Source organism: Paenibacillus sp. NPDC056579, assembly GCF_042793215.1.
Lineage (GTDB): Bacteria > Bacillota > Bacilli > Paenibacillales > NBRC-103111 > Paenibacillus_S.
The window spans coordinates 716,453-729,290 of the sequence record NZ_JBHTVD010000002.1 but is presented as its reverse complement, the minus strand read 5'-3'; the positions used below and the strand labels follow the sequence as shown (position 1 = coordinate 729,290).

At 46.6% G+C, this 12,838-nt stretch carries 8 protein-coding genes; 2 read left to right on the top strand and 6 right to left on the bottom strand.

Going from position 1 to position 12,838, the window contains the following annotated elements; all coding sequences use genetic code 11:
* Positions 1 to 20 precede the first annotated feature (20 nt).
* The 6 genes from lacZ to ACFQ88_RS10750 form a co-directional block, all read right to left on the bottom strand.
* Positions 21 to 3,071, bottom strand: a complete 3,051-nt coding sequence (gene lacZ / locus ACFQ88_RS10775) for a beta-galactosidase, LacZ type (protein WP_379454089.1) — start codon at positions 3,069 to 3,071, stop codon at positions 21 to 23.
* Positions 3,072 to 3,111: 40 nt separating this feature from the next.
* Positions 3,112 to 3,936, bottom strand: a complete 825-nt coding sequence (locus ACFQ88_RS10770; RefSeq protein WP_239633519.1) for a carbohydrate ABC transporter permease — start codon at positions 3,934 to 3,936, stop codon at positions 3,112 to 3,114.
* Positions 3,936 to 4,802 (bottom strand): carbohydrate ABC transporter permease, encoded by an 867-nt coding sequence (locus tag ACFQ88_RS10765; RefSeq protein WP_239633518.1) that lies wholly within the window; start codon positions 4,800 to 4,802, stop codon positions 3,936 to 3,938. Before ACFQ88_RS10765 ends, ACFQ88_RS10770 begins: the two co-directional genes overlap by 1 nt.
* A 108-nt stretch (positions 4,803 to 4,910) precedes the next feature.
* Positions 4,911 to 6,209: an ABC transporter substrate-binding protein gene (locus ACFQ88_RS10760; protein ID WP_379454088.1), complete on the bottom strand. Its 1,299-nt coding sequence runs from the start codon at positions 6,207 to 6,209 to the stop codon at positions 4,911 to 4,913.
* Positions 6,210 to 6,400: 191 nt separating this feature from the next.
* The gene (locus ACFQ88_RS10755) at positions 6,401 to 8,179 is read right to left on the bottom strand and encodes a sensor histidine kinase (protein WP_379454087.1); all 1,779 of its coding nucleotides are present in this window, start codon (positions 8,177 to 8,179) and stop codon (positions 6,401 to 6,403) included.
* Between the two features lie 22 nt (positions 8,180 to 8,201).
* On the bottom strand, positions 8,202 to 9,743 hold the full coding sequence (locus ACFQ88_RS10750) for a response regulator (RefSeq protein ID WP_379454086.1): 1,542 nt from the start codon (positions 9,741 to 9,743) through the stop codon (positions 8,202 to 8,204).
* A gap of 732 nt (positions 9,744 to 10,475) precedes the next feature.
* Between ACFQ88_RS10750 and ACFQ88_RS10745 the strand changes: the two genes are divergently transcribed.
* Positions 10,476 to 11,066: a sigma-70 family RNA polymerase sigma factor gene (locus tag ACFQ88_RS10745; protein WP_239633514.1), complete on the top strand. Its 591-nt coding sequence runs from the start codon at positions 10,476 to 10,478 to the stop codon at positions 11,064 to 11,066.
* Complete coding sequence (locus ACFQ88_RS10740; protein WP_379454085.1) at positions 11,041 to 12,096, top strand: hypothetical protein; 1,056 nt, start codon at positions 11,041 to 11,043, stop codon at positions 12,094 to 12,096. The genes ACFQ88_RS10745 and ACFQ88_RS10740 overlap by 26 nt, the downstream gene beginning before the upstream one ends.
* The last annotated feature ends 742 nt before the right edge of the window (positions 12,097 to 12,838 follow it).

The window sequence follows — 12,838 nt, the reverse complement described above, 5'->3', positions numbered from 1 at the left end:
GCAAATTTTTTCGATGTCTGTCATTCCTTCACAGTAATCCCGCAAATATAAAATTCGAATTCCAAATCCTGGTTTGACGGTATCAAGTATTCATCATGCACAGGTGCGCCCCAGCTGTCGTCTCCGCCTACTCCCATTTGTCTGCCCGCCACGGTTACGACCGTATAATGCACCTCCGGCAGCTCCCAATGATGATTAGCCTGCTCCAGCTCAAAAGCGGAATACGGAGATACATTGCACTCTACTGGAGCAAGCGGATCGGCTTTGATCATAAGCCCTAGTCCATTCGCATCGGTTATTTTCACGCTTCGGACGCCAGTGCGGTTGCCCGATTCCTGCGGAACGAGATAACGCGAAGGCAATTGATCGACCGGGCTGCTGAAAACAGCTAAGCGCGCCCCGCAAGCGCGGTCGATATAGTTTTCTTCAGGACCCATTGCGTACCATTCGGATTGGTTATACTCAGACGTCATCTTGAAAGATAGAGCAACGATAGGCAGATTCGGAAGCCCCTCGGCTCCTTTGTAGCAGGTACGCACACGGATGACTCCATCCGCGTACACCGTGTAGGCCGTTCTAACACGTATTTCGGAATGGATGCTGAACGTGTACTCAAACGAGACGGTTGCCGTTTCCGACGTTTGCTGTAGTTCAACCTTTGCCCATTTTCTCGCTGAACTCGCTGCGTACCAAGCGCCTGCCGTGAAGCCGAGCGACGTCCCTTTATCATTATCGGTGGTGGCCCTCCAAAATAACGGCGTCGGTGGTACGGCGATCATTTCGCGACCACTGTATCTGATTGATACCAGCGATCCGACCTGCTTGGAAAATAGAACGGAAAAGTCCTTGCCCATGACACCGATATTTACATCGCCTTCGACCACTTTAAGAGCTCCGGATGGCAGACTGCGATCGGATGGAGTCTGGATTGCCACAATCTTTTGGCCAAAAGCGACCTCAAATCCGGCCTCGGCCCACAGGAGCGCCTCTTTAAGCTTCAGCGAAGCTTGCAGACAATACTCACCGGGTACCTCTTCCATATGGGGCAGTTCTATCGGGATGCTAATTTGGTTTTGCGCCTCTACGTCGACATTGGTTTGCCATATCCTTATCTGCTTGCCATCACGATACAGGCTATACTCTAATAGAAGATGGTCCGTTCCTGTGAACAAGCTTTCATTAACGATTTTGATATGCGTACGGGTCGGCTCCAGCTTATAATTTTGATAGAGGAATTTAACCTCCTGCATTTTCGGCGTGATTTGCCGATCCGCATATACAAGGCCATTGCCGCAGAAGCTATAATCGGACGGACGATCCTGGAAATCGCCGCCGTAAGCTAAATATTCGCGTCCGAAACGGTCTTTTTTCACCAACGCTTGGTCAATATAGTCCCAAATAAAGCCGCCTTGATACATCGGGTACTTGTTTTCCAGTTCCGTATATTTATGCAGGCCACCGACAGAGTTGCCCATGGCATGCATATATTCACAACTGATGTACGGTTTAGCTGGCTGGCTTTGAAGATAGGCTTCAATATCCGCCGGCTTCGCGTACATTCTGCTCTCCATGTCGCTGGTCGCATCATATTTGCGGTTATGGAATACGCCCTCGTAATGGACAAGCCGACTCGGGTCGGTTTCGCGGAAATAATTCGACACGTTCAAAATGACCTCTCCCGCATAAGACTCGTTGCCGCACGACCAGATCAAGATGGAAGGATGGTTCTTATCCCGTTCCAACATCGAGCGCGCACGGTCGAGGACGATGTCCTGCCACTGCAGATCGTTGCCCGGGATGTTCCAAGAAGGCTCGACGGCACCCATTTTTTGCCAGGATCCATGCGTTTCCAAATTCATCTCATCGATAACGTAGACACCATATTCGTCGCACAGCTCGTACCACAACGTTTGGTTCGGATAGTGAGAGGTCCGGACGGCGTTGATGTTGCTGCGCTTCAGCGTCTGGATATCCCACAGCATGTCCTGCTTCGTGATCGCCCGCCCGCTGCGGCAGTTGAACTCGTGGCGGTTTACGCCCTTAAACAAAATCCGTTTGCCGTTAAGGCACATCAGCTTGTCCTTCATCTCAAAACGGCGGAAGCCGACCTTTTGCACGATCGCTTCGACCAGTTCCCCGTGCTCATCCAAAATCGAAATTTGCAGTGAATACAAATACGGGCTCTCTGCGCTCCACAGATGCACGCGGCCTGCTTCAGCAACCACTTCCAGCATGCCGCTTTGGAACTCGTTCGTTTCAGTAAGACACGTCCTGCCCGCGGCGTCTTTCAATTCGAGCAGCGCATGAACGGGAGCGGACGGATCTGCGCGAAGCGCCAAATCCACCTTCAAGGTGCCGTTTTCATAGCGGTCATCCAGTTCGGCTTTGACGCGCAAATCCCAAACATGGTGCTTCGGAACCGTAAATAAATACACATCGCGGAAAATGCCGGAGAAGCGCCAAAAATCTTGATCTTCCAGCCAGCTCCCGGTGCTGCGCTGATATACCTCGACAGCCAGCTTGTTCGACCCGTCGCGGATATACGGGGTCAAATCGAATTCGGAAGGCGTGAAGCTGTCCTCGCTGTAGCCGACAAATTCGCCGTTCAGCCAAAGGTAAAAAGCCGATTCGACGCCTTGAAAAGAAATATAAACAGGCTTGTCCTGCATATGTGCAGGCAGATCAAAATGTTTCACATAACTGCCTACCGGATTATGATCCTGGGAAATGTGCGGCGGACGAAGATCGGCCAGCCCGTCCCACGGATACATCGTGTTTACGTACTGCGCCTGGCCCCAGCCTTGAAGCTGAATATGGCCCGGCACCTGAATATGCTCCCAAGCGGAGCAATTGTAATCCATTTCGTAAAACTCGGAAATCCGGCTTGCCGGATTAACCGCATAGCTGAAATGCCAGCTGCCGTTCAAGCTGTGGTGCATTTCCATCGGCAATCCGGCGGTGGCGGACGCCATCGAGCTATAGTAGCGATGGTCTGAGTGAGCATCCAGCCTGTTCACTCTAAAAATGCTGACATCTTGAAGCCAATCCAGGCTTGGTTTCGTATGACCCATTCGATTCGTCTCCTAAAAATTTCTTTTTTTGTACTTTACTCTATTTTACAGATCCGACCATTCCGGCAACAAATTGTTTTTGCATAAGGAAGAAAACCAGTGCAGTCGGCAATGTGGAAATAACGATAGCCGTCATAATCACACCGAAATCCGGCGAATAACTGGAGCCCAAGTTCGAGACTAAGAGCGGAATCGTTCTTTTATCCGGGGTCTGCAGCACTATCAGCGGCCATAAGTAGTTGTTCCAGCTGGACATAAATGTAATTATCGCCCCGGCGGCGAAAGTTGTCTTCATAGTAGGCACGTAGATGCGGAAAAACAGGCCGAGCTCGGTCAAGCCGTCCATGCGTCCGGCCTCCAGCAGCTCCTTCGGGAACATTTTCGTGCTTTGACGGAAAAAGAAAATGAGGAACGCAGTCGTAAAGGTCGGAAGCACGACCGCCACGATCGTATTGACGCCCAACGCGGGAGCCGTTCGCGACAGTTTGGAAAACATTTGATAAAGCGGCACCATCAGCGCCGCGAACGGAATCATCATCGACAGCAGCAAAATGTTGAACACGACATCTTTCGCTTTGCTGCGGTAAACTTCAAAGCCGTAACCGGCCAGCGAGGCAATCACCAGCGCCAGCACTGTCGTCGATAAAGAAATTTTGAGTGAATTGCCGAAAGCTTGGAACAGGTTGACCGAGTTCACCAGCTTGGTGAAGTTTTGCACAAAATGGCTTCCCGGCAGCATTCTCCCCTGGGTGACATCCACGGAAAGATTCGTCGAGCTGATGACCATCCAAATAAACGGGAATATCGAGATGATCGCTACAGCGGTCAAAAACACATAGATGAAGGTCTTTTTCAACTTGTTCATTATTTATTCTCACCTGCCAGTTTTATTTGAAGGACGGACAGCACGATGATCATGACCACAATCGAATAGGAGACGGTAGCGGCATAACCAAAGTCGGGAGAGTATTTGAACGAAAGATTGTAGATGTATTGTGAAATCGAAAGGGTTGCATTACCTGGTCCGCCTTTTGTAATATTAACAATTTCGTCGAACAGCTGAAGCGTTCCGATCGTCGAAGTAATCGAGGTAAACAAAATGATCGGCTTCAATAATGGCACCGTAATGCTGAAAAACTGCCGGACCGAGGAAGCGCCGTCGAGGCGAGCGGCTTCATAGATCGAGCTGTCGATGTTTTGCAGCGACGACAAATAAAAAATCATATTATAGCCGGTCCAGCGCCAAGTAATAGCAATAATAATGGTTACCTTCGCCCAGAACGGATCGGAAATCCATTGAATCGGTTGCGCGAGAATATGCAGCTTCAGCAGCGCCAGATTGATCAAACCGTCATTGCCAAACAAATATTTAAACACGACTGAATAAGCGACAAGCGAAGTGATACATGGCAAAAAAATCGCCGTGCGGAAAAATCCCTTGAACCGCAGATTGCTGTCGTTAAGCAACACGGAGATGATCATGGCCAGCAAAATCATGATAGGCACTTGAATGATCAAATAGATAAACGTATTTTTGACCGCAGTGAAGAACGTCTTATCGCTAAACAGCCGTTTGTAATTGTCGACTCCATTGAAGTGCAGGTTTGCTCCGGCTCCGGTCTTAAAGGAGAGCAGCAAGGCTTGAATCATCGGATAAAAGTAAAAGATACAGATCAAGATTACGGCAAGCGCAATAAACAGCCATCCCGTCAACTTTGCTCGGTTTTTCATTGTATAGTTCAAGGCTACCAAACCTTTCCTTCAGAAAAATGGAAACGCTGACCTCGCCATGTGCAATTCGGCAAAACGAAGGTCAGCGTTGATCGGAAATGTAACGGGTTACTTAATTTGCGACTCCGCTTGAGATTGCGCGTCACTCAACACTTTATTCAGATCCGTACCCTTCAAATAGCTCTGCGCTTCGACTTTGAGAATATCTTCGATCTCATACGTATGCATGCCATAGTTGACCTTTGGAATTTGAGTCGTCCATGTTGCAAAATCAGAGCTGATCTTCTGGCCGCCGAAGAACTCGTCCGCTTTCGTATAAGCGTCGCCCGAAGCCGCAGGCTTATAGGTGCCGATAACTCCGATATTGGTCAGCATTTTTTGATACAAATCTACATTGGAACCAAGCGTTTTTCCGAGGAAATCCGCCGCAAGCTCTTTACCAGGGCTATTCAGTACATACCACGAGCTTCCGCCAAGGTTCGAAGCGTTGACCGAGTTGGCTGTGTTTTTCAGTTTAGGGAACGGAACGACGGCCCATTTGCCGGATTGATCAGCTTGCGCCTTGACTGACGGCGTGATCCAGTTGCCTGTCGGCACCGTTGCGACAGCGCCGCTGTTAAAGCCAGCCAGGAAAGAGTTCCAGTCGGAAGTAATCTTCACGATATTGGCGGACATTAAAGTTTTGTAAGTTTGGAAAGCGTCCTTCAGCGCTGCATTGTCTTTCAAATCCGGCGTAGAGCCGTCGCTTTTCAGATACCAGGAGCCTGCCGACTGAATCATCATGCGGATTAAACCAAGGTCGTTCGGATCCTGCGTCAGCATATCTTTGCCTGTTTTTGCTTTTACCGCTTTGCCGATCTCAATAAACTTGTCCCAATCGATGTTCTTCATATCGTCGACTTTATAGCCGGCTTGCTGCAGGTAGTCGGTGCGGACATACAATCCAGTTACGCCGGAATCGAACGGAAGACCGTACTGTTTACCGTTTAGACTGGTCGATCCGATTTTGTAATCGGCAAAATCAGACGCTTTAATGGAAGACGACAGGTCTTGGAAAGAATCGGGATACGCTTTCAAAAAGCTCTGGGCGCGATAGTCCTCGATCAATACTACGTTAGGCAAACCCGAGGTCGTGCCGGAATTAAGTCCGGTATTCAGCTTTTGGATAATGTCATCCTGGGCGTATTCCACGATGTTGATTTTCACATCAGGATGATCCTTTACGTACGCTTCTTCCGCCAGCTTCATCGCTGCGATATTGAAATTTTTGTCCCATGCCCAGACTGTAATCTCCTTGGTGCCGGGCGACGCTTGATCCGAAGGTTTCGTCGTGTTGCCAGAATTGCTCGAGCATGCCGATAACAGCAAAAGACTCGACAGCAGGACTGCAGAAAGTTTCTTTTTCATATTGCTCCCCCTGTTTGATTGATTATGAAAATGCTTACAAAGTAATCATAACATCCCTCAAAAACGGCCTGTTAGGAATTACTTTTCATCAATTAGTGTTATTCTTTGGAGTTGCATCCGTTTTTATTCTCATATTTTTTTAGAACTTGTACTATTTTTAGAATTTGTACTTTTTTTAGCATTGCAGGTGTTTATACCGGCTGATCGGTCATCCACGGAATCTTAATGGTAATTTTTGTGCCCTGGCCTAATCCGCTCTCCATCGAAACGCCGTACTCCTTGCCGTACAGCAGCAATAAGCGGTCGTGAACGTTGCGGATCCCGATGCCTGTGAACGGCTGCTTCGCATGGGTCGGATTCGTGGTTGTCTCCTCATAAGGTGCCTGCTCCATTCCGTCGCCATTATCGACGACCTCGCAGACGAGTGTTTCCCGGTCTCTGGTGATGATGACGTAAATATAACCTGTATGTTTTTTATGAAAAGCATGAAAAAAGGCATTTTCGATAAAAGGCTGGAGCATCAGCTTGGGCACCTGCGCCATCAGGCAATCCGGCGAGACGAAGTAATCGACTTTAATGCCGTGGCCATAGCGCACCTGGTTAATAAACACGTAATGCTTCAGGCTCTGCAGCTCCTGCTCAACCGTAATCGTTTCTTTGACATTGCTGATCGTATTTTGAAGCAGCGAGATGAGCGCATGAATCGTCTCTGTAGCCTGCTCATTGCTGCCCCGCTGGACTAATATGTTCACGGAAGCGAGCGTATTATACAGAAAATGAGGGTTGATTTGCTGCTGCAGCGCAGCCAGCTCCGCCCTTCGCTGCTCCTTCTGGGTTTCAACAAGTTTGCTGATATAATCATTGAGCTCGTCGAGCATATAATTGAAGGAATTGCTTAGCTCCCTCGTTTCGTAGGTGCCGGAGACCGTCATGTAGTTGTTAAAATTGTTTTTGGTTACGTTCGACATCTTCTTGACGAGCGTTCGCAGTGATTTGGTCAGCCTGCGCGTTATGAAGTAAACGAGCAGTACTGCAGCCGCCACGATGCCTGTACAAATAAGCACGATCGCCTGCGTGTTGAGCATATGGCCGAGCACCATATTTTTATCGATCACATTCACAATGTAAAAATCAAACAACGGCAAATAATCGGCAAGCACGATAACGTCTTTGCCGATTATTTCCATCTCCAGATTGGCCCCTCCCGTTTGCTGTAGCGTCTTGGCGCTATCCAACAGCTGGTCTGACACCGTCCCGACAAGCTCCCTCCGATTGCTGGAGACGATGACTCCGGATTGATTGAGGATCATCACATCATTGCCGGTACTCGTAAAACTGTTGTAACTGCCGCTAAATTCGCTTTCCCTGATCATCATGTACAGCGTGCCGTAAATTTGCTCGCTTCCCGGTATGTACAGCGCTTTCGAAGCGACCAAATAAGGCTCGCCGGAACTCGCAGCCTTATCTTTCATAAAGCTGTATAGCAGCTTTCCAGGCTGACTGAGCGTGCTTTGCGTAATCGGATTTTGCTGCAGGTCTTGCGGAGAGCCGGACCAATAAGCACGGTTGCTGATATAGCTTTTGCCGTTTACGCCGAGCAGCAAGATCCCAATACTTTTGGTACCGATTCGCGATTGGATCCGGTTCATCTGATCCTCCATGCTGTAAACAGTCCTGTTGTCCGTCAGAGAGTCCATATCCGGCCAGGTCAAATAGTTTTTAATTGCAGCGCTTTGCGCTGTATTAATCGCTATGTTTACGTTGGAGTAGTGGAACGATTCCAAACCGCTTTTGATCTGGTCGATAATCTTCGAATTTGTGATACTGAACGTTTGTACAAACAGCTTTTTAGACATTTGCAAAGTCACCCATGAGGTTAAGATCGTGATGGAGATAATACTGATTACCATGACGATAAAAATTTTGCTAAATAAGCTTTGTTCTGCGATTTTCCGTAGACGGATTCCCATTGGCAGCCGATTGTCCCCTCATTTAATTTTTACGATATAGACTGGGCGAAATCCCCTTCAGCTTGCGAAACACTTTAGTAAAATAGCTGTGGTCGGAATAGCCGACCAGGCTGCCTATTTCTGCGATCGAAAGCGCCGAGTTATCGCGCAGCAGCTCGCACGCCTTATCGATGCGAATGCGGTTCAAGTACTCGTTAAAGCCTTCTTTATTATGAACGGTAAAATAATTGGACAAATACGAGGCGTTAAAATGAAACAGCTTCGCCACTTCCGTTAATGTCAGCGGTTCCGAAAGATGCTCGTCGATATACTGTAAAATTTTTTGAAAGGCCGGCGAGCCGGCTTTTTTGCCAGTGACGCATTCCATTGCCTCGTTCAAAAATTTTTCTACCAGCGCAATCACGTCTGTAATATGATCCGCCTCATGAATCGAACGAAAATACTCATACTTGCTTTCATCCAAGGAAGCCGCCTCATAATGAAAATGCAGCAGGGAAACGATAATATTGAAAAGGCAGTGGCCTAAAGACGATTTCAACGCGAACATGTCCATGTCCATCCGCCCGGGCATCGACTGCACATAGCTGCGCAGCCGCCCAAATGCCTGAGGATACTCTTGGCGATTCAGCCCGGCATTAAAGGCTTCCATATCAAAACTGACGCTTTCCCCTTGCTCATTCAGCTCATCCAAAATCAAGTACCGCCGGTTTGACAAAAAGAAGCGGTGGTTGACGATTTGCATAATTTCATTGGTATAAACCTCGTGCATGGCTTCAATGTCTGCAAAAAATCGGCTAAGCGCGAAAAACAAGCCCATGCCCGAGCTGGCCCCAGTTTCCGCAAGCTGTCTGACCAAACGAGCGGCGGCCGCTTTGGCCTCCGGATCCAGGTTCAGCAAGAAGCGGATTTGCCCGTCTTGAAGAGACAGCAGCCGCACAGTCATTGGACTTTGCATATGTTGCACAGTGGCTCCGATGACGGCCTCGGCCCATTCTTCGCTGCGTTGCAATGTTGCCGAACCCAGCTGCGCATCCGCGATCAATAGAGCAAAGTCAGTGTAAGGAAGAGCGCTTTCCAGCTCCTGACGGTCGTACGGGATGGAATAGCCGGAAATCAGCTTATCGAGAATATAGTCCAGGGAATGCTTACTTTCTCCGGTCAGCTCCATACCCCGCAGTTCGGGGATGCGCTGAGCCGTTTTATGCAGCACTGCCAACAGAGAAGCGGCATCAAGCTTCGGCTTCAGCATATAATCGGCAACGCCGCTCTGAAAGGTCGAGCGAACATATTCAAATTCGCCGAAGCTGCTCAACACTACAATTTCAATGTCCGGATACATCGCCTTCACGACTTTCGTCAGCTCTGTACCGTCCATCACCGGCATCACAATGTCGGTCAAAATAATATGCGGCCGGTGCAAATGAACCAGCTCCAGCGCCTCCTTGCCGTTAGCGGCTTCGCCGACGATTTGAAACCCTTCGCTTTCCCAGTTCAACAGATGGATAATTCCTTGACGCACCAGCATTTCATCGTCAACCACGAGGATTCTGCCCTTTACCTCCATGTTCCGCTCCTTCAATCCAAATATAATTAGTCTCACAATGACATCCATTTTTATACATGCAAAAAAACGAAAGAGGATGCTTCTGTGTGAAGCGTCCCTCTCTCGATTCTATTACGGAAATGGTATCCGCCATGCCATTCCTTGGCAACCTATTCTAGCAAAAAACAAACGAAATTACAAAGAAAATGCGAGATTTAGGCGGAAAGATGCGGCCTACCTGCTAAAAAAAGTTTGATATTTACGAATTAATTAGAAACGGAGCCCACAAACCCGCGCGGCTTCGTTTTTGTTGTTGCAGAATTGATTAGAATTTAATGCACCCGGGGCCTAAAATAAGGGTTTGTTTCAGAATTCGTTAGAAAAAAAATCTTAGCCGCTTACAGTATATACAGATATTCACAGACTTTTGATCATGAAAAAGCTTATTACATCCAGCCCCGATCCGCGAGGACTTGATACAATGTGTATTGTATGATAATGGCTAGGTTTCTTTAAGCGCTATTTTCTGCAGAGACTCCTTTTCCTTTGAGTGCATTTGATTTCGATTTCCCCTAAGTAGAAGGATTGTCTTGACTACGAATCCTAATTTGTCCATGTGGGTTGCGGTACTCCTGGTTGGATCGATAGCCTTTTGCATTCTACCGTTTTCAAAAAAATAAGAAGAGAACCGAACCTTATTCCGATAGAAAGACAATATAGTGTGTAAGCAGCTTACTCAGGAGGGCCTTCTGAATGCAAAGTGAATACATGTACCAATTACTTATAAAAATGAAAGATGGTGATCAACGGGCGTTTCATATGATGTATGATGCCACCTATCAGGACATCTACCGGACAGTCTCCTTTCTGGTGAATCATCAGCAGGATCGGGAAGATATCATGAATGAGATCTATATGCAAATGTGGACCTCGCTTGTCAACTACGATACGAACCGACCTTTCCGCTTCTGGCTACACGGCTTGGTAATTCGTCAAGTACAGAGATTTCGGGTCAAGAACTGGCGGAGATTCCGAATTTTTGAACGCATTCGTGCCTTCTCTCGGGAAGAGCCTCATTGGGATCAGCCTACTGTGTTGATGGATGGGACGAACCAAATGATATCGCAGGCAATCCAAAATCTGACCGATAAACAGCGGACAGTGATTATCTTTCGCTTTTTTCACGACTATACTCTTGAGGAAATTGCGACTTTGCTCGATATTCCACTGGGTACAGTCAAGTCCAGATATCATGCTGGCCTTCAGTCGCTTCGAAAAAACTTATGGAATCTCCCCCCGGAAAGGATGGAAAATATCAATGACTATCGAACGCAAAATTCGTGAACATCTGCACAAAGAGGGAGAAACAATGGCGTGTCCTCCAACCATTTCCAAACGAATAGAACAATCCTATTCTCATTATTTGCAACGAAAAAGGAGCAAAATAACCATGAAAAAACGATTAATTGGCGGAATAGTTGCTGCCGCGATTTTGATTCCAACCGCAGCATTTGCGGCCCCTCCCCTGATTGAAATGCTTACTAGAGCACCAATGACGGCTGAGCAAGTCAAGGTGGATGAGGTTGGCAAAGCAATACTTGAGAAGCTGTATAGCGCATTTCCCGAAACAAAATCGTTTGAGATTATCGATGCAAGCAGCGTTCAAGGCGTCCAAACAAGCATCACATTGCACGAAAAAGGAGGAATCGGCAAAAAGATTACCCTTCATACAAACGGTATTACGGGTGCAATTGAACACGTGAATCAAGAGAATTGGGAGCCTAGGGAGAAGCCGCTCACTGCTTTAACCGATCAGGAAATCAAGTCCAGGGTAGATAATCTCATTGATAAAATGTATGGCGACATCGGAGAATACGAGTTTGCTATGGAGCAAATGGAGAACCCGGTTCATAAAACGTTTATGTTGAATTACACCAAAAAGGGATCAAAAACACCGTTCTACCAGGTATTTGTTCAGGGCAATACAATCAGTGTTTCTCTGATCGGAGGGGAGACCACACCATTAAACATTAAAGTAGAAGGTTTCTTCTCTACAAATGGTAAGCCTGATTACTTTGCTGATGCCTATTTAAATGATGAAAAACTGTTTTCTTTACTAAAAATTAGCCCAACGGAATTAAAGCAAGAATTAGCAAAAGGTAAATCGGTTGTAGAAATTGCTGCATCTAAAAATGTATCTAGACAACAAGTGGTTGATGTCATTGCAAAAACACAGGTTGATTTACAAATTCAAGGCGAAAATAGTGGCGATGTTCCAAAAAGCAATCTTTCCAATGAACAACTGTTAAAAGCTGTTGAACCAAAAGTATTGCAAATTATTGAACACAAAACGGAAACTTCGTCGAAGAAATAACAAGTCAAGGGTCTAGATAACAAACATCGTAGGTAGTCGGGGACTAGGTGTATTAAAACCCCGAATCTAAACGGTGACCCGCAAGAAGGCATTTTTTATGAAAAGTGTCCTTCCTGCGGGTTTTTAAGTTTCAAGACTACAGATTCAGAGCTTTTATTTATGATTGTGATTCGACAACCACCTTGGGGTTTTAGGCACTCCCCGTTTCACGGCTTACCAAGAGCAAGCTTAGAGGTCGGGCGGCTTTCCTTTGCCCATAATTTACTGAAAAAAATCAACTTTTTTCTAACAGATTTTGGAACAACCGTCTAACAAATTATGAAATAAGTCTAATTAATTGTGGAATATTACAAAACAACAACAAAAGAGTGTGATATTCCAGAATTAATTAGAAAATGGAGCCCGCAAACCCGCGCGGCTCCGTTTTTGTTGTTTCAGAATTTATTAGAATTTGAAGTACGCTGCGACGAAAATAGCGGTTTGTTGCAGAATTCGTTAGAAAAAATTTTCGGCACCATTTATAAGCAATTGCATAAATATGCATATAAAAATAAATAAATATTCGTAGTAGTAAATTTCGACTAGAGAATTCTTACGATTAGAAAGATTTTAAAAACAGGTCAATTATGGTGGTCTGACCATAAACAAGGAAATTTGGGGAAGTAAAACTGGCCGATATCAAATCATATCGACCTGTCTTTTGGATTTTCCCAATGACTATATGAATCTCTTAGTCAACTAT